Source organism: Pseudomonas arsenicoxydans, from assembly GCF_006438915.1.
Lineage (GTDB): Bacteria > Pseudomonadota > Gammaproteobacteria > Pseudomonadales > Pseudomonadaceae > Aquipseudomonas > Aquipseudomonas arsenicoxydans_A.
This window is the reverse complement of sequence record NZ_RCZE01000015.1, coordinates 95,547-116,508: the sequence shown is the minus strand read 5'-3', so window position 1 is coordinate 116,508 and position 20,962 is coordinate 95,547. Positions and strand designations below refer to the sequence as shown.

The window sequence follows — 20,962 nt, the reverse complement described above, 5'->3', positions numbered from 1 at the left end:
ACCCATTCTTGATCAAGGAGTGAGCAAGTGGCTGACACACATTTGGACCAAAACGTGCTGAGCGCGTTGCAGGAAGTGATGGAGGATGAGTATCCGGAGCTGCTGGATACGTTCATTCGCGATTCCGAAGAGCGTTTGCATCTTCTGCAAAATTCTGCCGATGCCATGCAACTCATGGAGGCTGCCCACAGTTTCAAAGGCAGCAGCAGCAACATGGGGGCCGTTCGGCTCGCTGAGTTGTGCCATGAACTGGAGCAGCGCGCCAAGCAAAAAAGCCCCACGGGTATTGAAAAGCTGGTGGGGGAAATCGACGGCGAATTCGCCATCGTCCGACCGCTTTACGAGGCGGAAAAACAGCGCTCTCTCTCCGAGTAATCTGACCATTCGGCACTTTTAGTACTGGACTGGTAAAACTGGCTCGACCCTTGCAATCATCTCGTTCAACTGTACCTACGATCCCAGTGCAGCGGAGACCGTTTTATGCCCGTTACCCCCAATTCACTTCTTCAGGCCAGCACAGCGGCCAAGACGCTGGCCGCGTCCGCCAATACCCCGGCGGTGGCTGCCGAGCCCGGGGACAAGGCGTCCAGCTTCGCTGAGGTTTACGCCAATCAGGCTCAGGACAAGCCTGTTGCTGTCGCTGATAAGTCGGCCAAGCCGGCGACTGACAATGCGTCGAAAGGTACTGCAAAAAAAGACGTCAGCAGCGACAAAGCTGCCGCCCCGAAACCTGCGGTTGCCGATAGCGGCAATTCCTTGCCCGCCGATAAACCGGCGCCGGCTGAGGATGCGACTGCCGACGATGTTGCACCGGATACCACTGAGACGCCGGTAGTCGACACCGCGCCTATCGACCCAAGCCTTGATCCGTCCCTTGATCCTGCCTTGATGGCGGCCGTGCAGCCGGTGATCGCGGCGCCAGTCGAGCCCGCTGCGCCGGTTGTCGCTACCGCGCAACCGCAAGTCGCGACTTCCGTGGCCGTGGCTGCCGCGCCTGCGCAGGTTGTGCCTGCGCCTGTCGCTGCTACCGCCGACAGTGATTTCGATCCTGAAGCCGATCCACTCGATGCCCTGCCGGCAGTGCGCCTGGCCATGGAACAAAGTGGCCACGTTTCCGCGTCCAGCCAGTCCCAGCCCAAAGCCTCCTCGGCCCAAGCCCAGGCTGACGGCGAACTGACCTCGGCGCAGAACTTTACCGCCGGCATGGCGAGCATGCTCGACGTGCAAGCCGACAAGGACGGCACCAGTCAGGGGGGTGAGAAAGCATTCAGCGGTCTGATCGATGACGGCCTGAAAGACTTGAAATCCGCCAGCAGCGATACCCGTGTCGATGACTTCGCCAACCGTCTGGCGGCGTTGACTCAAGCGGCCACGCCGAAAACAGCCAATGCATTGCCGGTGAATCAGCCGATCGCCATGCACCAGAGTGGCTGGACCGAAGAAGTGGTCAACCGGGTCATGTACCTCTCCAGCGCCAATCTGAAGGCGGCAGACATTCAGTTGCAACCGGCCGAACTGGGGCGTCTGGATATTCGGGTGAACATGGTTCCGGATCAGCAGACCCAAGTCACCTTCATGAGTGCCCATCCAAGCGTCCGCGAAGCGCTGGACAGCCAGATGCATCGCCTGCGTGACATGTTTACGCAGCAGGGAATGGGACAGGTCGACGTCAACGTGTCCGACCAGTCGCGTGGCTGGCAAGGTCAGGGCCAGGAACAGGCGCAACAGGGGCAGGGTGGTCGCACCAATGCCGCGGGTGGTCGTGTCGACTCAATTGATGAGGAGCTTGCACCGACGGTGGCTGACGTGGCAGAAGCCGCTACCAGTGTGATTGGCTCCAGCGCCGTCGACTACTACGCCTGATAAAACGCGAAACCCTTGTGGGAGCGGGCTTGCTCGCGAATACGGTCTGGAATTCAACATTAATGTTGACTGACACACCGCTTTCGCGAGCAAGCCCGCTCCCACATTGGTTTGTTGTGCCCTGTGAGTCCCGGCCTGAACCCCTCCTGACACTTCTGGCATAACACTTGCTCTTGCCTTGTCGTGCGACTGTGAAAACCCGAATAGTGACGGATTATTGGCATGGCGAAGAGCGAAGCAGTAGTAAAAGACCCCGCAACCAAAGGCAAGATCAAGCTGATTGTTTTGATCGTGGTGGCCTTGCTGCTGGCGATCGGCATGTCCGTGGGGGCGACCTGGTTCTTCATGCACAGCGCCCAGAGCAAGCCTGCCGCGGTAGAAACCGCAGTAGTCGGCAAGCAGCCCGCGATTTTCGAGCCCATGGCGCCGGCCTTCGTGGCCAACTACAACCAGAATGGTCGTCAGCGCTACATGCAGGTGAGCATCACCATGCAGGGTCGCAATCAGGCCGATCTGGAAGCGCTCAAAGTGCACATGCCGGTGATCCGCAACAACCTGGTCATGCTGTTCTCCGGCCAGGATTTCACCGCCCTGGCGACGCCGGTTGGCCAGGAAATGTTGCGTCAGAAGGCGACGGCCAGCGTGCAGGAAGTGGCGCAGAAAGAACTCGGCAAAGTGGTTATCGAACAGTTGCTTTTCACTAATTTCGTACTGCAGTAGGAACACGACATGGCCGTGCAGGACCTGCTGTCCCAGGATGAGATCGATGCGCTGTTGCATGGCGTCGACGATGGTCTGGTACAGACCGATAACGTTGCTGAACCCGGCAGCGTCAAAAGCTACGACCTGACCAGCCAGGATCGCATCGTCCGCGGACGCATGCCGACCCTGGAAATGATCAACGAGCGTTTCGCCCGCTACACCCGCATCAGCATGTTCAACATGCTGCGCCGCTCGGCGGACGTTGCCGTCGGTGGTGTGCAGGTGATGAAGTTCGGCGAATACGTGCACTCGCTTTACGTACCGACCAGCCTCAACCTGGTCAAGATCAAGCCGTTGCGCGGCACCGCGCTGTTCATCCTCGACGCCAAGCTGGTGTTCAAGCTGGTGGACAACTTCTTCGGCGGCGACGGCCGTCACGCCAAGATCGAAGGGCGTGAATTCACCCCGACCGAACTGCGCGTGGTGCGCATGGTGCTGGAACAGGCCTTTGTCGATCTGAAGGAAGCCTGGCAGGCGATCATGGAAGTGAACTTCGAGTACATCAACTCGGAAGTGAACCCGGCCATGGCCAACATCGTCGGCCCGAGTGAAGCGGTGGTGGTGTCGACCTTCCACATCGAACTCGATGGCGGTGGCGGTGACCTGCACGTGACCATGCCGTACTCGATGATCGAGCCGGTGCGCGAAATGCTCGATGCCGGTTTCCAGTCAGACCTCGACGACCAGGACGAGCGCTGGGTCAACGCCCTGCGTCAGGACGTGCTGGATGTCGACGTGCCGATCGGCGCCACGGTTGCCCGTCGCCAGTTGCGCTTGCGCGACATCCTGCACATGCAGCCGGGGGACATCATCCCGGTCGAGATGCCGGAAGAAATGATCATGCGCGCCAATGGCGTGCCTGCGTTCAAGGTCAAGATGGGCTCGCACAAAGGCAACCTCGCGTTGCAGGTGATCGAACCGATCGAGCGCCGCTGACCGGCGCTCAAACCTCCTTGTTTTAACAGACTGCTACTAACCGAATTTTTGCCCGCCGAGGACAAATGATGAACGACGATATGAACGCGCAAGACGACCAGGCGCTGGCTGATGAATGGGCTGCGGCCCTGGAAGAAACCGGTGACGCCGGTCAGGACGATATCGACGCCTTGCTGGCTGCCGATACCGCTGGCTCGTCGTCCAATCGTCTGCCGATGGAAGAGTTTGGCAGCGTGGCGAAAAACAACGATCCGGTGAGCCTGGAAGGTCCGAACCTGGACGTGATCCTCGATATCCCGGTATCGATTTCCATGGAAGTGGGCAGCACCGACATCAACATCCGTAACCTGCTGCAACTCAACCAGGGTTCGGTGATCGAGCTCGATCGTCTGGCCGGCGAGCCGCTGGACGTGCTGGTCAACGGCACGTTGATCGCTCACGGTGAAGTGGTTGTGGTCAACGAGAAGTTCGGCATCCGCCTGACCGACGTGATCAGCCCAAGCGAACGCATCAAGAAGCTGCGCTAAGTGAAAAAAGTTCTGGGGTTTGTACTGGCGATGCCGTTCAGTGTTCTGGCTGCCGAGCCGATAGCGACCGCTGCGACCGCGGCCGCTCCGGCGGTCAGCAGCGGCGTGGCCGGGCAATTGACGCAGTTGGTGTTCGGCTTGCTGCTGGTGCTGGGGTTGATCTTCTTCCTCGCCTGGCTGTTGCGCCGGGTCCAGCAGGCGGGTCCGGCCGGCAAAGGGCAGGTGATCGAGCTGATCGGTTCCCGCGCACTCGGTCCCCGTGACCGTTTGATGCTGGTGCAGGTCGGCAACGAGCAGATCCTGCTTGGCCTCAGCCCCGGCACCATCACCGCGTTGCATGTGCTCAAAGAGCCGGTGCAAGTGCCAGGCGTGACTGAAAAAGCGACCCCGGAGTTTGCCCAGCGTCTTTTGGAGATGCTCGGCAAGGATCAAAAGGATAAGAAGTAATGGGTGCGTTACGCATCGTCTTGACGCTGGCCCTGATGCTGGCTGCGCCGCTGGCGTTCGCCGCCGATCCGTTGTCGATCCCGGCGATCACCCTGGGCACCAACGCCAATGGCGCTCAGGAATATTCGGTCAGCCTGCAAATCCTGCTGATCATGACTGCGCTGAGTTTCATCCCGGCGTTCGTCATGCTGATGACCAGCTTCACGCGGATCATCATTGTCTTTTCGATTTTGCGTCAGGCCCTGGGCCTGCAACAGACACCGTCGAACCAGATCCTCACGGGCATGGCGCTGTTTCTGACGCTGTTCATCATGGCGCCAGTATTTGATCGGGTGAATCAGGACGCCTTGCAGCCGTATCTGGCGGAAAAACTTACCGCTCAGGATGCCGTCGCCAAGGCTCAGGTACCGATCAAGGACTTCATGCTGGCGCAGACGCGCAGCAGCGATCTTGAGCTGTTCATGCGCCTGTCCAAGCGTACCGACATCGCATCGCCGGATCAGGCGCCGCTGACCATTCTGGTGCCGGCGTTTGTCACCTCGGAGCTTAAAACCGCGTTCCAGATCGGCTTCATGATCTTCATTCCGTTCCTGATCATCGACCTGGTCGTGGCCAGTGTGCTGATGGCGATGGGTATGATGATGCTCTCGCCGCTGATCATTTCCCTGCCGTTCAAGATCATGCTGTTCGTGCTGGTGGATGGCTGGGCGTTGATCATCGGTACGTTGGCGAGCAGCTTCGGTGGTGTGTCGCCATGACGCCGGAAGTCGCGGTAGACATCTTTCGCGAAGCGCTGTGGCTGACCACCATGATGGTTGCCGTGCTGGTAATCCCGAGTCTGCTGGTCGGCCTGTTGGTGGCGATGTTCCAGGCCGCCACGCAGATCAACGAACAGACCCTGAGCTTCCTCCCGCGTTTGCTGGTCATGCTGGTGACGCTGATCGTTGCCGGCCCATGGCTGGTGCAGACGTTCATGGAATACATCCTGCAGTTGTACGGCAGCATTCCTCAGGTCATTGGCTAAACCATGCCGTCGCTGTTGCAGCTGACCGACACCCAGATCAGTACTTGGGTGGCGACCTTCATGTTGCCGTTGTTTCGTATCGGTTCGCTGCTGATGGTCATGCCCGTGTTTGGCACGTCCCTGGTACCCAAGCGCGTGCGACTGTACTTCGCATTGGCGATCACCGTGGTGATTGCGCCGGGCCTGCCACCGATGCCGCCGGTCAATGCCCTGGACTTGAGCGGATTGCTGCTGATTGCCGAGCAGATCCTGATTGGCGCGATTCTGGGTTTTTCCTTGCAGCTGTTCTTTCAGGCCTTCGTGGTCGCCGGGCAGATCGTCTCGATTCAGATGGGCATGGGCTTCGCGTCGATGGTCGATCCCACCAACGGTGTTTCGGTGGCGGTGATCGGGCAATTCTTTACCATGCTGGTGACGCTGCTGTTTCTGTCCATGAACGGGCATCTGGTGGTGTTCGAAGTCCTGACGGAAAGCTTCACTACCCTGCCGGTGGGCAGCGGGTTGTTGGTCAATCATTTCTGGGAGCTGGCCGGAAAGCTCGGCTGGGTCCTCGGGGCTGCGTTGTTGCTGGTGCTGCCGGCGATCACGGCGCTGCTGGTGGTCAACATCGCGTTCGGCGTGATGACCCGGGCCGCGCCGCAGCTGAATATCTTCTCTATCGGTTTTCCGCTGACCCTGGTGCTCGGGCTGTTCATCGTCTGGGTCGGGCTGGCGGACATCATCAATCAGTATCAACCGCTGGCCACCGAGGCCCTGCAGTTTTTACGCGATCTGGCACGGGCTCGCTGAGTCATGGCTGAGAGCGAAAGCGGTCAGGACAAAACAGAAGACCCCACGGAGAAACGCAAAAAGGACTCCCGGGACAAGGGCGAAATTGCGCGCTCCAAGGAGCTCAATACCCTCGCGATCATGCTCGCCGGCGCCGGCGGCCTGCTGATTTTCGGCGGCGCCCTGGCGCAGGAAATGATGGAGCTGATGCGGATGAACTTCACGCTGTCGCGGGAAGTGATTCTGGATCAACGCAACATGGGCACCTTTCTCCTGCATTCGGGGCAAATTGCACTGGTGGCGATCCAGCCGGTGATGATCACCTTGCTGCTGGCCTCATTGATCGGCCCGATTGCCCTCGGTGGCTGGTTGTTCGCGGCGGGTTCGATGGCGCCGAAATTCAGTCGCATGAACCCCGCTGCCGGGTTGAAGCGGATGTTCTCGCCCAAGGCGCTCGTCGAGCTGCTCAAGGCGCTGGCAAAGTTTCTGATCGTGCTGTTCGTGGCGCTGGCGGTGTTGTCCTCCGATATCGACGACTTGATGCGCATCGCGCACGAACCGTTGGAGATGGCCGTCATCCACAGCTTGCAAGTGGTGGGTTGGAGCACCCTGTGGATGGCCTGCGGGCTGATCGTCATCGCCGCCGTCGACGTCCCGGTGCAACTGTGGGAAAGCCACAAGAAACTGCTGATGACCAAGCAGGAAGTGCGCGACGAGCACAAGGATCAGGAAGGGCGGCCGGAGGTCAAACAGCGCATTCGTCAATTGCAGCGCGAGATGTCGCAGCGGCGGATGATGGCGGCTATTCCTGAGGCCGATGTGGTCATCACCAACCCGACGCACTATGCCGTGGCGCTCAAATACGACCCGGACAAAGGTAGCGCGCCGGTGCTGCTGGCCAAGGGCAGCGACTTCCTGGCTTTGAAAATCCGCGAAATCGCCGTGGCCAACAATGTGCTGCTGCTCGAATCGCCTGCCTTGGCGCGTTCGATCTATTACTCCACCGAGCTGGAGCAGGAAATTCCCGGTGGGCTGTATCTGGCAGTCGCCCAGGTATTGGCCTACGTCTACCAGATCCGCCAGCACCGCGCCGGCAAGGGCAAACCGCCTGAGCCGCTCAACGACGACCTGCCGATTCCACCGGATTTGCGACGCGATTCTTGAGTTTCGTGCTGTCGCCGAGCGCCACTTCGACTTGCTCGCGAAAGCGCCGGACTAGTTGCCCGTTGTCGGGCGTGTGAGGCTATGCTCGAGCCGGAGAACATCCTCAATGTTGATTATCGGTAGGCAGGCATCGCCGTATGCGAAATCGTAGGAGCGGTGATATGAGAGGAAGGCGGAGTAACCCCGCCTTTTACTCAATCCGATAACGGATTTTTTTTTGGGGGCTAATTTCTGTACAGCACGTACATGCCGTTATCAGGTTTAGCAAGAACTTCCCTCAGTTCGTTCTTCTCAGTGTTAAAAAAACTTACAGCCGCCAGGCTTTCTGCATCCAAAATCCAAACGAACGGTGATGTTTGTGTAGTGACGTAGAGGTGTTTGCCGTCGGCACTCACCACTATGTGATTCGGAAATCGCTGGCTCTGGACAGCTCCGATGATTTTATGGGTCGCCGTATCAATCATCAAAATTGTACTGGCCGTAAAATCAGCCACGTACAGACGTTGATTGTCAGCGCTCAGGGCCATTGAGTAGGCAAATCCAGGGACCAAAATTCTTGCGACAGTCTTTAAATTTTGGGTATCAATGACGTCGATTGCGGTTGGGTCGGAATCGGACTGCGCGTCGCCCACATTAGCCAGATACAAATGCGAGCCGGTGGGATTGATTGCGATGCCATAAGGCCATGGTTCGATTGTCCGGGACTGGACAACTGTCTGGGTGGATGCATCGATTACCTTCAGATAGCCCTTTGTAAAGTCCACTGTGCCACAGGCAAAGAGGCGTTCGCCGGTTGGGCTCATCACCATATAGTTGACGCCGTACGCGAGGTCGGCGCCTTTATTGACGTAATGGGTTTGAGTGTTGGCATCCCAGATGTAATTCGAGCGGGGACTGTTGATATAGGCGTGGGTGCCGTCCGGGAGGAGACCGCTTAACCTTTCGCCTCCAACTTCTGGGGAGTAGCTATGGACAATCGTCTGAGTGCGGGTATCCATAGCGCGAACATAGCTGACACTGTCTTTCGCTTGGACGAAATATAGGAGAGTGGCATCCCGGCTTAAATTGAGACCCTGTATGCCTTGAACCATTGTGATGTTTTCATTTGCCAGCGTCGTCGAGGAGGCGGCACTTTTTTCATCTTTTGGATAGCTGATGTTGATCTGCGCAAACAGACCGCTGTGGGTGGAGGGCGCCTTGCCCAAGTGCAGGTCTGTCTGCGATTTGAGTGCAACGTGAATTGCTGCGGGTTGCTCGCATGTTTCATATGGCTGGCCTTTTTTTTTGAATCGATAGGTCACTTCATGTGGACCTTCGGTCAGCTCCGCCGTATTCATCGTAAAAGGTGCACCCGCATCTGTGGTCGTGACGATGTGTCGCCCAATTACTTCGTTGTCGAGCAAAAGTTCCAGTTCGTCGTTTGGCGTCATGCTCGTGTTGGTGATGTTTACAGTCAGTCCGTTGTTTGGGAAGAAACCCTCTCGGGACGCCAGTCTCACGGCGTGGTCCCTTAAATTCAGCGTATCAAGTCTGACCGACACTGCGGGGGCGGTCAGTGGCGCAACGGTGTTTGAACAAGGCGTGTTCATGAGTCTGTTCCTGTTGCTGAGATGAGTCTCCCATTGGGCATCAAGTTGCTGCGCACAACTACTGTCAGATCTAACAGGTACGAGCGTATTTCGGATTAGTGGTCGCAAGTGGGCGCTCGTTCTTCGAAGGTGTATTTGCGCCTTCTGCAAAAGTTGGAAGGCTTCTTGCAATAGCCGCTTTGCGCCAGCTTCAGGCGTCAAAAGTTTGCTTTAAAGGAACGGGGAAAACCGTGGATCGCTCTCAGTTATTCAACAGTGCTCGCACAAACGTTGCCGACTTAAGTCGGGGCAATCTGGGCGTGCCGTTGTTGCTGCTGGTCATGCTGGCCATGATGATGCTGCCGGTGCCGCCGTTCCTGCTGGACGTGTTCTTCACGTTCAACATTGCGCTATCGATCGTTGTGCTGCTGGTTTGCGTTTATGCCTTGCGGCCGCTGGACTTCGCGGTGTTCCCGACGATTCTGCTGGTCGCGACGCTGATGCGCCTGGCGCTGAACGTGGCGTCCACGCGGGTGGTGATGCTCCACGGCCAGGAAGGGCATGCCGCCGCCGGTAAGGTGATCCAGGCCTTCGGTGAGGTGGTGATCGGCGGTAACTACGTGGTCGGTATCGTGGTCTTCGCGATTTTGATGATCATCAACTTCGTCGTAGTGACCAAGGGTGCCGGGCGGATTTCCGAGGTGAGCGCGCGCTTCACCCTCGATGCGATGCCAGGCAAGCAAATGGCAATCGACGCCGATTTGAACGCCGGCCTGATCGACCAGAACCAGGCCAAGCTGCGCCGGATGGAAGTCGCCCAGGAAGCCGAGTTCTACGGTTCCATGGACGGTGCCAGCAAGTTTGTGCGCGGTGACGCCATCGCCGGCCTGCTGATTCTGTTCATCAACCTGATCGGCGGCATGGCAGTCGGCATCTTCCAGCACGGCATGAGCTTCGGTGACGCCGGCAAGGTATACGCGTTGTTGACCATCGGTGACGGTTTGGTGGCGCAGTTGCCATCACTGTTGTTATCAACAGCGGCCGCGATCATGGTGACCCGTGCTTCCGGCTCGGAAGACATGGGCAAGCAGATCGGTCGCCAGATGTTCGCCTCGCCTAAAGCCTTGGCCGTAGCGGCGGGTCTGATGGCGGTGATGGGCCTGGTGCCCGGCATGCCGCACTTTTCCTTCCTGAGCATGGCTGCGGTCGCCGCCGGTGGCGCGTACCTGTTCTGGAAGAAGCAAAACGTGGTCAAGGTCCAGGCCCTGCAAGAGGTCAAGCGTCAGCAGGAACTGCTGCCTTCGCCGGCCCGCGCGATGGAAACCAAAGAACTTGGCTGGGATGACGTCACGCCTATCGACATGATTGGCCTGGAGGTCGGCTACCGCCTGATTCCGCTGGTGGACCGCAATCAGGGTGGCCAGTTGCTGGCGCGGATCAAGGGCGTGCGCAAGAAGCTGTCCCAGGACCTGGGCTTCTTGATGCCGACTGTGCATATCCGTGACAACCTCGACCTGGCGCCGAGTGCCTATCGCCTCACGCTGATGGGCGTGATCCTGGCGGAAGCGGAGATTTACCCGGATCGCGAATTGGCGATCAACCCGGGGCAGGTCTACGGTACGCTTAATGGCATAACCGCCAAAGATCCGGCTTTTGGGTTGGAGGCGGTCTGGATCGAAATCAGCCAGCGCGCCCAAGCGCAGTCACTCGGTTACACCGTGGTTGATGCCAGTACCGTGGTTGCCACGCACTTGAACCAGATCCTGTACAAGCACTCCAGCGAACTGATCGGTCACGAAGAAGTCCAGCAACTCATGCAATTGCTGGCCAAAAGCTCGCCTAAACTGGCTGAGGAGCTGGTGCCAGGGGTGGTTTCGCTGTCGCAACTGCTCAAGGTATTGCAGGCGCTGCTGGCCGAACAGGTGCCTGTGCGCGACATTCGCAGCATCGCCGAGGCGATCGCCAACAATGCCGCCAAGAGTCAAGATACTGCCGCTTTGGTGGCTGCTGTGCGGGTCGGCGTATCCCGCGCAATCGTCCAAAGCATTGTAGGCACTGACTCCGAGCTACCAGTGATCACCCTGGAGCCAAGGTTGGAACAGATATTGCTCAATAGTCTTCAGAAGGCAGGACAAGGCTCGGAAGAGGGCGTTCTGCTGGAGCCAAGCATGGCAGAGAAGCTGCAGCGCTCGTTGATCGATGCGGCGCAGCGTCAGGAAATGCAAGGTCAACCGGTGATTCTGCTGGTGGCCGGCCCGGTTCGCGCCATGTTGTCGCGATTTGGCCGACTGGCAGTCCCGGGTTTGCATGTGTTGGCTTATCAGGAAATCCCTGACAACAAGCAAGTGACCATTGTTGCGACAGTAGGGCCCAACGGCTGAGGTAGTGGTTTATGCAAGTTAAGCGTTTTTTCGCCGCCGATATGCGTCAGGCCATGAAACTGGTTCGTGATGAGCTGGGCGCCGATGCCGCCATTATTGGCAATCGCCGGATCGCCGGTGGTGTCGAGTTGACGGCTGCGCTGGATTACAAATTGTCGGCGCTGGCCCCGCGTGTTCCGAACATGGAACTCGAGGATGAGCTGCGCAAGACCCAATCGCGCATCGTCACTGCCCAGGCCGAATTGAGCCTGCGTGGCGATGGCGAGACCGAAGGCGACAAGACCACCAATCGCCAGTTGTTCGCCGGCCTGCCACTCACCGCTGCCGAGCCGCTGATCGAACCGACCTACGCCGAACCGCGTCGCTCGGCGCCTGCTCCGGCACCTGCCGCTGGCGGCGTCGATCCACGTGCGTTCGACTCGATGCGTTTCGAACTCAACAGCCTGCGCGAACTGATGGAAGTGCAGCTCGGCTCGCTGGCCTGGAATCAGCTGCAAGGCAGCCGTCCGGCCCAGGCCAACCTGTGGCGTCGCCTGCAACGCATCGGCCTGTCCGGCCCGTTGTCGCGCGATCTGCTGGCGATGATCGGCGATATCGATGAGCCCCGTCAGGCCTGGCGCATGTTGCTGGCGCACCTGGCGCGGATGATCGCCACACCGGAAGTCGAACCGCTGGAAGAGGGCGGCGTGATCGCCATGGTCGGTCCTGCCGGCATGGGCAAGACCACCACGCTGGCCAAGCTTGCGGCCCGTTACGTGCTCAAGTACGGCGCGCAGAACATCGCGCTGGTGAGCATGGACAGCTTTCGCATTGGCGCCCAGGAGCAGCTCAAGACGCTGGGGCGGATTCTCAATGTGTCGGTGACCCACGTCGATCCGGGCCAATCGCTGGTTCAGGCGCTGGAGCCACTGCTGCGCAAACGCGTGGTGCTGATCGATACCGCAGGCCTTCAGGCCAGCGATCCGGCCCTGCGCATGCAGCTCGAAAGCCTGGCCGGACGAGGCATCAAATCAAAAAATTACCTGGTGCTCGCAACCACCAGCCAGAAACAGGTTCTAACAGCCGCTTATCATAGTTACAAGCGCTGCGGGCTCGCTGGCTGCATCCTGACTAAACTGGATGAAACGGCAAGTCTGGGCGAGGTGCTGAGCCTGGCGATCAGTCATGATTTGCCGGTGGCGTACCTGACCGATGGCCCGCGGATTCCGGATGATTTGCATCTGCCGCGCCGTCATCAGTTGGTCAGTCGCGCCGTGAGCGTGCAAATGCAGGAAGAACCCAGCGAAGAAGCCATGGCTGACATGTTCGCTGATATTTACCACAGCCCGACCAAGCAGGTTGGCTAAGGTAGTCATGAACCGTTTTTGTACCTACATCGATGGTCTGCCATGCATTGTTCCATTCGCGAACGCGCAGCCAGTAATGTGGCCTCCGTCTATGCAAGACAAGGTAAAGAAATAACATGGGCAGCATGCATCCCGTACAGGTGATCGCGGTGACCGGCGGCAAAGGTGGCGTCGGCAAGACTAACGTGTCAGTGAATTTGTCGCTGGCCCTGGCTGAGCTCGGCCGTCGCGTCATGCTGTTGGACGCTGACCTGGGCCTGGCGAACGTCGACGTCCTGCTGGGACTGACGCCCAAACGTACCCTCGCCGACGTGATCGAAGGCCGCTGCGAGCTGCGCGACGTTCTATTGCAGGGGCCGGGCGGTATTCGAATTGTCCCGGCCGCGTCCGGCACCCAGAGCATGGTTCACTTGAGCCCGGCTCAACACGCCGGCCTGATCCAGGCGTTCAGCGACATCGGCGACAACCTCGACGTTTTGGTGATCGACACCGCTGCGGGTATAGGTGACTCGGTAGTCAGTTTTGTTCGCGCGGCGCAGGAAGTCTTGCTGGTGGTCTGCGACGAGCCGACCTCGATCACCGACGCCTACGCGCTGATCAAGCTGCTTAACCGCGATTACGGCATGAACCGCTTCCGCGTCCTGGCCAACATGGCCCAGAGCCCGCAAGAAGGTCGCAATCTGTTCGCCAAGTTGACCAAGGTCACCGACCGCTTTCTCGACGTTGCCTTGCAATACGTCGGCGCGGTGCCTTACGACGAAAGCGTGCGCAAGGCTGTGCAGAAACAACGTGCCGTGTATGAAGCCTTCCCGCGTTCCAAGTGCGCCCTGGCGTTCAAGGCCATCGCGCAGAAAGTTGATACCTGGCCGCTGCCTGCCAACCCACGCGGGCACCTTGAATTTTTCGTCGAGCGCCTCGTGCAACAGACCGCAGGACCCGTCCTATGACAGCCAGTGGCTACAACCTCTACAAGAAGTCGGCACGTGACGCGCAGTACGAGCTGATCGAGCGTTACGCGCCACTGGTCAAACGCATTGCTTACCACTTGCTGGCCCGTCTGCCGGCCAGTGTCCAGGTTGAAGACCTGATCCAGGCCGGGATGATCGGCCTGCTTGAAGTGTCGACCAAATACGACGCCAGCAAAGGCGCAAGTTTCGAGACGTACGCGGGCATACGAATCCGCGGCGCCATGCTCGATGAAGTACGCAAGGGGGACTGGGCGCCACGCTCGGTCCACCGAAATACCCGTATGGTCAGTGACGCAATTCGCTCTATTGAAGCTAAAACCGGCCGTGACGCTAAAGATCACGAGGTTGCGGCCGAACTCCAATTGAGTCTCGACGATTATTACGGGATTTTGAACGACACCCTGGGCAGCCGCTTATTCAGCTTCGACGATCTGTTGCAGGACGGCGAACACGAAGGGCTGCACGAGGATGGCGCGAGTGCTCATCTCGAGCCGTCACGCGATCTGGAAGATGAACGCTTCCAGGCGGCGCTGGCGGACGCGATTGCCAATTTGCCGGAGCGCGAGCGACTGGTGTTGGCGCTGTACTACGACGAAGAGTTGAATCTCAAGGAAATCGGTGAGGTCCTGGGGGTCAGCGAATCGCGGGTCAGCCAGTTACATAGCCAGTGCGCGGCCCGTTTGCGGGGGCGTTTGGGGGAGTGGCGAGCGCGCTGAAGGCAGTGTGGGGACACTGCGAACGTGGCTGGTGCGGATTTGAACGGCACCGGTCGCGATCTGTTGTGCTCCAGACAGTCATCGAGTGAATTGCCGAATTGATTGAAATGGCGTGTCCAGGTGCTGGGCGCGTTTAAGACTGCTTGGAGGTCGAATTGGACAAGAACATGAAAATCCTCATCGTTGATGACTTCTCAACGATGCGGCGGATCATAAAAAACCTGTTGCGTGACCTTGGGTTCACCAACACGGTCGAGGCCGACGATGGCACTACTGCCATTCCGGTTCTCAACAGCGGGAGCATCGACTTTCTGGTAACGGACTGGAACATGCCTGGCATGACCGGTATCGATCTGCTGCGCCACGTGCGCGCCGATGAAAAGCTCAAGCACCTGCCAGTGCTGATGGTGACCGCAGAAGCCAAGCGCGAACAGATCATCGAAGCAGCCCAGGCCGGTGTAAACGGCTATGTGGTCAAACCTTTCACGGCCCAGGCGTTGAAAGACAAAATCGAGAAGATTTTCGAACGCATCGGTTGATCCACTGCGCCACGGGGGAGCTATGGAGCATAAAGAATCTTCACAGGGCGATTTTGAATCGACCCTGAAAAAACATGCCGTCGAACTGGTCGCCAGCCTTGAAAAAGGCAGGTTCGGCGAGGCTGTGCAACTGATCCATGAGCTCAATCAGACCCGTGACCGTGGCCTGTATCAGGAAGTGGGCAAGCTCACTCGCGAGCTGCACAGCGCGATCGTCAATTTCCAGATTGACCCGAACATGCCGCAAGCCGAGGAAGTGTCGCAAATTACGGACGCCACCGAGCGCCTGGGGTATGTGGTCAAGCTGACCGAGGCCGCGGCCAACCGCACCATGGACCTGGTGGAAAGCGCCACGCCGCTGGTCAACAGCCTGAGCGAAGAAGCCCATGCGTTGAGCACGGACTGGAGCCGGTTCATGCGCCGCGAAGTCGGGGCTGAAGAGTTCCGTGAGCTGGCCCGCCGCGTCGACGGTTTCCTGACACGCAGCACCCAGGACAACCGCACGGTGTCGAGCAACCTCAACGACATTCTGCTGGCTCAGGATTACCAGGACCTCACCGGTCAGGTGATCAAGCGCGTGACCCAATTGGTCACCGAAGTTGAAAGTAATTTGCTCAAGCTCGTACTCATGGCCAGCCAGGTAGACCGCTTTGCGGGTATCGAACATGACCGTGAATCGATGCTGGCCGAAAAAGATCCACAAAAACATCTCTCTCAGGGTGAAGGTCCGCAGATTCATGCCGATAAAAGAGAAGACGTTGTGTCCGGTCAGGACGATGTGGACGATTTGCTATCCAGCCTGGGATTTTAGCGTTTTAGCATTCTAGGTTTTTTAGGTTTTTAGACCTGTAGGAGCACCCCCTTAATGAGCTTCGGCGCCGATGAAGAGATCCTTCAGGATTTCCTGGTTGAGGCCGGCGAGATTCTAGAGCAACTGTCCGAACAACTGGTCGAGCTGGAAAGCCGACCGGATGATGCGGATTTGCTCAATGCAATTTTTCGCGGTTTTCACACTGTAAAAGGGGGCGCCGGCTTCCTCCAGCTCAACGAGCTGGTGGAGTGCTGCCACATCGCCGAGAACGTGTTCGACATCCTGCGCAAGGGTGAGCGTCGCGTCGACTCGGAACTGATGGACGTGGTCCTCGAAGCGCTGGACGCGGTGAACAGCATGTTCGGCGAAGTCCGCGAGCGCAGCCCGGTCACGGCTGCCACACCTGAATTGCTAGAGGCCCTGGCCCGTCTGGCCGAGCCGCAAACGGCTGATGAAGCTGCACCGGTTGCTCACGTGGCTGAAGAACCTGCCGCCGAAAGCGAATCGGGCGACATCACCGATAACGAATTCGAACAACTGCTGGACTCGCTGAACGCCGTCAAGGCTCAGGCCGAGGCACCCGTGGTTGTACCAACGCCTGTCAGCGATGCCGCTGCCGGCGACGAAATCACCGATGCCGAGTTCGAGTCGTTGCTCGATCAACTGCACGGCAAAGGCCAGTTCGCCGTCGATGCCGTGGCCCCTGCGCCAGCGGCACCGGCTGCGCCGAAAGCGGCGGGCGACAGCTCCGACATTACCGACGACGAATTTGAAGCACTGCTCGACCAGTTGCACGGCAAAGGCAACTTTGCGGTAGACGCGCTGGAGTCGGCCATTGCTTCGGTACCGGCTACACCTGCGCCAACTGCAGCGGCGGTGGGTGGGGATCTGATCTCCGATCACGAGTTCGAATCGCTGCTCGACGAATTGCACGGTAAAGGCAAGTTCACCGACGTGGCGACAGGCACTGTCGTCACTGCCCCGGCGCCCGTTGCCAAGGCAGCGGCACCCGTGGCCAAGGCGCCAGAACCGAAAGCCGAGGCACCGAAACCGGCTGCCGCTGCTGCACCGGCCCCGGCCCGTGCTCCGGCCGCGCCGCCACCGGAAAAACCGGCCAGCGAAGCCGAGACCACCGTGCGGGTCGATACCGCGCGTCTCGACGAAATCATGAACATGGTCGGCGAATTGGTACTGGTGCGTAACCGCCTGGTTCGCCTGGGTGCCAACAGCGCCGACGAAGCCATGTCCAAGGCGGTGTCGAACCTCGACGTGGTCACGGCTGATTTGCAAACCGCGGTCATGAAGACCCGGATGCAACCGATCAAGAAAGTTTTCGGGCGCTTCCCGCGCCTGGTTCGCGACCTGGCTCGCCAGCTCAAGAAAGAGATCAACCTGGAACTGGTCGGCGAAGAAACCGACCTCGACAAGAACCTCGTCGAGGCCCTGGCCGACCCGCTGGTCCACTTGGTGCGCAACGCGGTCGACCACGGCATCGAGTCGCCGGAAGAACGCGAAGCCTCGGGCAAGTCCCGTGGCGGTCGAGTCGTCCTTGCGGCGGAACAGGAAGGCGACCACATCCTGCTGTCGATCTCCGATGACGGCAAAGGCATGGACCCGCACGTCTTGCGTTCCATCGCGGTAAAACGCGGTGTGATGGACAAGGATGCGGCGGATCGCTTGAGCGACACCGAGTGCTACAACCTGATTTTCGCACCAGGGTTCTCGACCAAGACCGAAATCTCCGACGTGTCGGGTCGTGGCGTGGGCATGGACGTGGTGAAGACCAAGATTTCCCAGCTCAACGGTTCGATCAACATCTACTCGACCAAGGGCCAGGGCTCGAAGATCGTCATCAAGGTCCCGTTGACCCTGGCGATCATGCCGACGCTGATGGTCATGCTCGGCAACCAGGCGTTTGCGTTCCCGCTGGTCAACGTCAACGAAATTTTCCACCTCGACCTGTCGACCACCAACGTGGTGGACGGCCAGGAAGTGGTGATCGTGCGCGACAAGGCGCTGCCACTGTTCTACCTCAAGCGCTGGCTGGTCAGCTCCGCCGCTCACGAAGAGCAGCGCGAAGGCCATGTGGTGATCCTTTCGGTGGGTACGCAACGAATCGGCTTTGTCGTCGATCAGTTGGTGGGCCAGGAAGAAGTGGTCATCAAGCCATTGGGCAAAATGCTCCAGGGAACCCCAGGCATGTCGGGCGCCACCATCACCGGTGACGGCCGCATTGCGCTGATTCTCGATGTTCCGAGCATGCTCAAGCGTTACGCCACGCGGCGTATTTGATTCTGGTGGAGCGGGGCGACTGAGCCTCGCTCCGTCTAACGGAGTGTTTATGGCAGTCAAAGTCCTGGTGGTGGACGATTCGGGGTTTTTCCGCCGCCGCGTCTCGGAAATTCTTTCAGCGGATTCGAATATCCAGGTCGTCGGCACGGCGACCAACGGAAAAGAGGCGATCGATCAGGCCCTGGCCCTCAAGCCGGACGTGATCACGATGGACTACGAAATGCCCATGATGGACGGCATCACCGCCGTGCGACACATCATGCAGCGCTGCCCGACGCCGGTGTTAATGTTCTCCTCGCTGACACACGAAGGCGCCCGGGTCACCCTCGATGCGCTGGACGCCGGCGCCGTGGATTTCCTGCCGAAGAATTTCGAAGACATCTCCCGTAACCCGGAGAAGGTCAAGCAACTGCTGTGCGAAAAGATCCTGAGCATTTCGCGCAGTAACCGTCGCGCCAATACCTACAGCGCACCGGCTCCGGTCGCCGCGCCAGCCCCGACGCCTGCGCCTGCAAGCGTCAGCAGCTACGGCAGCCACACACCGTCGCGTCCAGCGCCAGCGCCAGCTCCGATTCCGGCACGCACCCATGCGCCTGTGTCGTCCGGCCCATCGTCGCCTGCACCGAAACGCAAAGCCTACAAACTGGTGGCCATCGGCACGTCCACGGGCGGTCCGGTTGCGCTGCAACGGGTCCTGACCCAGTTGCCGGCCAACTTCCCGGCACCGCTGGTGTTGATCCAGCACATGCCGGCGGCGTTCACCAAGGCCTTCGCTGAACGCCTGGACAAGCTCTGCCGCATCAGCGTCAAGGAAGCCGAGGATGGCGACATCTTGCGTCCTGGCCTGGCGCTGCTGGCACCGGGTGGCAAGCAAATGATGATCGATGGCCGTGGCGCGGTGAAAATCCTGCCAGGCGACGAGCGCCTGAATTACAAACCAAGCGTGGACATCACCTTCGGTTCAGCCGCCAAGTCCTACGGCGACAAAGTTCTGGCGGTCGTGCTGACCGGCATGGGCGCCGACGGTCGTGAAGGGGCTCGCCTGCTCAAGCAGAGCGGCAGCGCGATCTGGGCTCAGGATGAAGCCAGTTGCGTGATCTACGGCATGCCGATGGCCATCGTCAAAGCCGATCTCGCCGATGCGATCTATGGGCTGGAAGATATTGGCAAGCACCTGGTCGAGGCGTGTATCTGATGGATGTTTTAAGCCTGATTGGCATCATCATGGCGTTCGTCGCCATCATTGGCGGCAACTACCTTGAAGGTGGCCACCTCGGCGCGCTGGCCAACGGCCCGGCCGCCCTGATCGTTTTGGGTGGGACCATCGGCGCAGCCTTGCTGCAATCGCCGATGAGCGCTTTCAAGCGTGCCATGCAAATTCTTGGCTGGATTCTGTTTCCGCCGCGCGTTGACCTGGCCGGTGGCATTGATCGCGTGGTGAACTGGAGCCTGACGGCCCGCAAGGAAGGTCTGCTCGGTCTGGAAGGGGTGGCCGATGCCGAACCCGACAGCTATTCGCGCAAAGGCCTGCAACTGCTGGTTGACGGTGCCGAGCCGGAAGCGATTCGCAGCATTCTGGAAGTGGATTTCTACACCCAGGAAAGCCGCGACATCGAAGCCGCCAAAGTCTTCGAAAGCATGGGCGGCTACGCGCCGACCATCGGGATTATCGGTGCGGTGATGGGCCTGATCCATGTCATGGGCAACCTGGCCGATCCGACCCAACTGGGCAGCGGCATTGCCGTGGCCTTCGTCGCGACCATCTATGGTGTGGCCAGTGCCAACCTGGTGTTGCTGCCGATTGCCTCCAAGCTCAAGTCCGTGGCCTTGCGTCAGTCGCGTTATCGCGAAATGTTGCTGGAAGGGATCCTGTCGATCGCCGAAGGTGAAAACCCTCGCTCTATTGAGTTGAAGCTTCAGGGCTTCATGGATTGATGGGAGTAATGGACTATGGCTCGTCGCCGGCAACCTGAAGAACATGTAAACCATGAACGCTGGCTTGTTTCCTATGCCGACTTCATCACCTTGCTGTTTGCGTTCTTCGTGGTCATGTACTCGATCTCTTCGATCAACGAAGGCAAGTACAAAGTCATCTCGCAAGCGTTGATCGGGGTCTTCACCGACGCCGATCGCTCGCTCAAGCCAATCCCGGTCGGAGAAGAACGACCGATGACCGTGACCCCTGCCAAGCCGTTGGTGAAAGACAGCGAACAGGTCGATGCCGGTGTTGCCGGTTCCAGTGACCCGCTGAAAAGCATCGCCGATGACATCAGCGCGGCGTTCGGTGACCTGATCAGCTCCAACCAGATGACCGTGCGCGGTAACGAGTTGTGGGTCGAGATCGAACTCAATTCCAGCCTGTTGTTTGGCAGCGGCGATGCCATGCCCAGCGACATCGCGTTCAACATCATCGACAAGGTCGCCCGGATTCTGAAGCCGTTCGACAACCCGATCCACGTCGAAGGCTTTACTGACGATCAACCGATTCGTACCGCGCAGTACCCGACCAACTGGGAACTGTCCTCGGCCCGTTCGGCGAGCATTGTGCGAATTCTGGCGATGCAGGGCGTGAACCCTGCCCGTATGGCGTCCGTGGGCTACGGCGAATTCCAGCCGGTGGCCAACAACGCCACCGCTGAAGGCCGCGCACGCAACCGTCGAGTGGTGATGGTGGTGTCGCGCAATCTCGATGTGCGCCGCAGCCTGACCGGCACCGGTACCGCTCATGCACAACCGGACGCCGCGTTGAAGCGTGCTGGCACACAAACTGCACCGACCCCGGTCAAGTCGCCGGTACGAGAGAGCGCCGTCAATTCTCCGTCACCCGTATTAACACGTTGAGCTATTTCT

21 protein-coding genes are annotated in these 20,962 nt (G+C 59.2%); 20 read left to right on the top strand and 1 reads right to left on the bottom strand.

All coding sequences use genetic code 11. The features are described 5' to 3' along the window. Nucleotides 1-27 precede the first annotated feature (27 nt). The 10 genes from EAH78_RS27125 (at nt 28) to flhB (ending at nt 7,491) form a co-directional block, all read left to right on the top strand. On the top strand, nt 28-375 hold the full coding sequence (locus tag EAH78_RS27125) for an Hpt domain-containing protein (RefSeq protein WP_140670743.1): 348 nt from the start codon (nt 28-30) through the stop codon (nt 373-375). 105 nt (nt 376-480) lie between these two features. Then, on the top strand, nt 481-1,863 hold the full coding sequence (locus EAH78_RS27120) for a flagellar hook-length control protein FliK (protein WP_140670742.1): 1,383 nt from the start codon (nt 481-483) through the stop codon (nt 1,861-1,863). Between the two features lie 222 nt (nt 1,864-2,085). Continuing rightward, a complete protein-coding gene (gene fliL, locus EAH78_RS27110) occupies nt 2,086-2,583 on the top strand; it encodes a flagellar basal body-associated protein FliL (RefSeq protein WP_140670741.1) in 498 nt (165 codons plus the stop codon). Nucleotides 2,584-2,592: 9 nt separating this feature from the next. Then, on the top strand, nt 2,593-3,561 hold the full coding sequence (fliM, locus tag EAH78_RS27105; RefSeq protein ID WP_027922363.1) for a flagellar motor switch protein FliM: 969 nt from the start codon (nt 2,593-2,595) through the stop codon (nt 3,559-3,561). Between the two features lie 68 nt (nt 3,562-3,629). Next, nucleotides 3,630-4,088: a flagellar motor switch protein FliN gene (gene fliN, locus EAH78_RS27100; RefSeq protein ID WP_027922364.1), complete on the top strand. Its 459-nt coding sequence runs from the start codon at nt 3,630-3,632 to the stop codon at nt 4,086-4,088. After that, nucleotides 4,089-4,535: a flagellar biosynthetic protein FliO gene (gene fliO, locus EAH78_RS27095; RefSeq protein ID WP_140670739.1), complete on the top strand. Its 447-nt coding sequence runs from the start codon at nt 4,089-4,091 to the stop codon at nt 4,533-4,535. It begins immediately after the preceding gene. After that, nucleotides 4,535-5,293 carry a flagellar type III secretion system pore protein FliP gene (gene fliP / locus EAH78_RS27090; RefSeq protein WP_027922366.1) on the top strand — a complete coding sequence of 253 codons (759 nt, stop codon included), beginning with the start codon at nt 4,535-4,537 and terminating at the stop codon, nt 5,291-5,293. Before fliO ends, fliP begins: the two co-directional genes overlap by 1 nt. Beyond that, the gene (fliQ, locus tag EAH78_RS27085) at nt 5,290-5,559 is read left to right on the top strand and encodes a flagellar biosynthesis protein FliQ (RefSeq protein ID WP_007948918.1); all 270 of its coding nucleotides are present in this window, start codon (nt 5,290-5,292) and stop codon (nt 5,557-5,559) included. The genes fliP and fliQ overlap by 4 nt, the downstream gene beginning before the upstream one ends. A 3-nt stretch (nt 5,560-5,562) precedes the next feature. Further along, nucleotides 5,563-6,348 (top strand): flagellar biosynthetic protein FliR, encoded by a 786-nt coding sequence (gene fliR / locus EAH78_RS27080; RefSeq protein WP_140670737.1) that lies wholly within the window; start codon nt 5,563-5,565, stop codon nt 6,346-6,348. 3 nt (nt 6,349-6,351) lie between these two features. Beyond that, the gene (gene flhB / locus EAH78_RS27075) at nt 6,352-7,491 is read left to right on the top strand and encodes a flagellar biosynthesis protein FlhB (RefSeq protein WP_140670735.1); all 1,140 of its coding nucleotides are present in this window, start codon (nt 6,352-6,354) and stop codon (nt 7,489-7,491) included. Nucleotides 7,492-7,715: 224 nt separating this feature from the next. Here the strand turns inward: flhB and EAH78_RS27070 are convergent, their stop codons facing one another. Further along, nucleotides 7,716-9,080 carry a YncE family protein gene (locus EAH78_RS27070; RefSeq protein WP_140670733.1) on the bottom strand — a complete coding sequence of 455 codons (1,365 nt, stop codon included), beginning with the start codon at nt 9,078-9,080 and terminating at the stop codon, nt 7,716-7,718. A 230-nt stretch (nt 9,081-9,310) separates the two neighbouring features. On the opposite strand from EAH78_RS27070, the gene flhA reads away from it, so the two are divergent. The 10 genes from flhA (at nt 9,311) to motD (ending at nt 20,953) form a co-directional block, all read left to right on the top strand. After that, nucleotides 9,311-11,440 (top strand): flagellar biosynthesis protein FlhA, encoded by a 2,130-nt coding sequence (flhA, locus tag EAH78_RS27065; protein WP_140670731.1) that lies wholly within the window; start codon nt 9,311-9,313, stop codon nt 11,438-11,440. Nucleotides 11,441-11,451: 11 nt separating this feature from the next. Continuing rightward, nucleotides 11,452-12,786 (top strand): flagellar biosynthesis protein FlhF, encoded by a 1,335-nt coding sequence (gene flhF, locus EAH78_RS27060; RefSeq protein ID WP_140670729.1) that lies wholly within the window; start codon nt 11,452-11,454, stop codon nt 12,784-12,786. 116 nt (nt 12,787-12,902) lie between these two features. Beyond that, nucleotides 12,903-13,733 (top strand): flagellar synthesis regulator FleN, encoded by an 831-nt coding sequence (gene fleN, locus EAH78_RS27055; protein WP_003222917.1) that lies wholly within the window; start codon nt 12,903-12,905, stop codon nt 13,731-13,733. After that, complete coding sequence (gene fliA, locus EAH78_RS27050) at nt 13,730-14,470, top strand: RNA polymerase sigma factor FliA (protein ID WP_007894214.1); 741 nt, start codon at nt 13,730-13,732, stop codon at nt 14,468-14,470. Before fleN ends, fliA begins: the two co-directional genes overlap by 4 nt. A gap of 167 nt (nt 14,471-14,637) precedes the next feature. Beyond that, the gene (locus EAH78_RS27045) at nt 14,638-15,009 is read left to right on the top strand and encodes a chemotaxis response regulator CheY (RefSeq protein ID WP_024012118.1); all 372 of its coding nucleotides are present in this window, start codon (nt 14,638-14,640) and stop codon (nt 15,007-15,009) included. 22 nt (nt 15,010-15,031) lie between these two features. Continuing rightward, nucleotides 15,032-15,820: a protein phosphatase CheZ gene (locus tag EAH78_RS27040; protein WP_140670727.1), complete on the top strand. Its 789-nt coding sequence runs from the start codon at nt 15,032-15,034 to the stop codon at nt 15,818-15,820. 54 nt (nt 15,821-15,874) lie between these two features. Next, nucleotides 15,875-18,112 (top strand): chemotaxis protein CheA, encoded by a 2,238-nt coding sequence (locus tag EAH78_RS27035; protein WP_140670725.1) that lies wholly within the window; start codon nt 15,875-15,877, stop codon nt 18,110-18,112. A gap of 49 nt (nt 18,113-18,161) precedes the next feature. Continuing rightward, on the top strand, nt 18,162-19,307 hold the full coding sequence (locus tag EAH78_RS27030; RefSeq protein ID WP_140670723.1) for a protein-glutamate methylesterase/protein-glutamine glutaminase: 1,146 nt from the start codon (nt 18,162-18,164) through the stop codon (nt 19,305-19,307). Further along, the gene (locus tag EAH78_RS27025) at nt 19,307-20,047 is read left to right on the top strand and encodes a flagellar motor protein (protein ID WP_027922374.1); all 741 of its coding nucleotides are present in this window, start codon (nt 19,307-19,309) and stop codon (nt 20,045-20,047) included. The genes EAH78_RS27030 and EAH78_RS27025 overlap by 1 nt, the downstream gene beginning before the upstream one ends. 15 nt (nt 20,048-20,062) lie before the next feature. Further along, a complete protein-coding gene (motD, locus tag EAH78_RS27020) occupies nt 20,063-20,953 on the top strand; it encodes a flagellar motor protein MotD (RefSeq protein ID WP_140670721.1) in 891 nt (296 codons plus the stop codon). Nucleotides 20,954-20,962 lie beyond the last annotated feature (9 nt).

Excerpts from the sequence above, each read along its gene's own strand:
- fliQ (WP_007948918.1), top strand. The coding sequence starts at position 5,290 with ATGACGCCGGAAGTCGCGGTAGACATCTTTCGCGAAGCGCTGTGGCTG.
- flhB (WP_140670735.1), top strand. The coding sequence starts at position 6,352 with ATGGCTGAGAGCGAAAGCGGTCAGGACAAAACAGAAGACCCCACGGAG.
- EAH78_RS27035 (WP_140670725.1), top strand. The coding sequence starts at position 15,875 with ATGAGCTTCGGCGCCGATGAAGAGATCCTTCAGGATTTCCTGGTTGAG.
- motD (WP_140670721.1), top strand. The coding sequence starts at position 20,063 with ATGGCTCGTCGCCGGCAACCTGAAGAACATGTAAACCATGAACGCTGG.
- EAH78_RS27070 (WP_140670733.1), bottom strand. The coding sequence starts at position 9,080 with ATGAACACGCCTTGTTCAAACACCGTTGCGCCACTGACCGCCCCCGCA.
- fleN (WP_003222917.1), top strand. The coding sequence starts at position 12,903 with ATGGGCAGCATGCATCCCGTACAGGTGATCGCGGTGACCGGCGGCAAA.
- EAH78_RS27025 (WP_027922374.1), top strand. The coding sequence starts at position 19,307 with ATGGATGTTTTAAGCCTGATTGGCATCATCATGGCGTTCGTCGCCATC.
- fliL (WP_140670741.1), top strand. The coding sequence starts at position 2,086 with ATGGCGAAGAGCGAAGCAGTAGTAAAAGACCCCGCAACCAAAGGCAAG.
- fliP (WP_027922366.1), top strand. The coding sequence starts at position 4,535 with ATGGGTGCGTTACGCATCGTCTTGACGCTGGCCCTGATGCTGGCTGCG.
- EAH78_RS27030 (WP_140670723.1), top strand. The coding sequence starts at position 18,162 with ATGGCAGTCAAAGTCCTGGTGGTGGACGATTCGGGGTTTTTCCGCCGC.
- EAH78_RS27040 (WP_140670727.1), top strand. The coding sequence starts at position 15,032 with ATGGAGCATAAAGAATCTTCACAGGGCGATTTTGAATCGACCCTGAAA.
- fliM (WP_027922363.1), top strand. The coding sequence starts at position 2,593 with ATGGCCGTGCAGGACCTGCTGTCCCAGGATGAGATCGATGCGCTGTTG.
- EAH78_RS27120 (WP_140670742.1), top strand. The coding sequence starts at position 481 with ATGCCCGTTACCCCCAATTCACTTCTTCAGGCCAGCACAGCGGCCAAG.
- fliA (WP_007894214.1), top strand. The coding sequence starts at position 13,730 with ATGACAGCCAGTGGCTACAACCTCTACAAGAAGTCGGCACGTGACGCG.
- flhF (WP_140670729.1), top strand. The coding sequence starts at position 11,452 with ATGCAAGTTAAGCGTTTTTTCGCCGCCGATATGCGTCAGGCCATGAAA.
- fliR (WP_140670737.1), top strand. The coding sequence starts at position 5,563 with ATGCCGTCGCTGTTGCAGCTGACCGACACCCAGATCAGTACTTGGGTG.
- EAH78_RS27045 (WP_024012118.1), top strand. The coding sequence starts at position 14,638 with ATGAAAATCCTCATCGTTGATGACTTCTCAACGATGCGGCGGATCATA.
- fliN (WP_027922364.1), top strand. The coding sequence starts at position 3,630 with ATGAACGACGATATGAACGCGCAAGACGACCAGGCGCTGGCTGATGAA.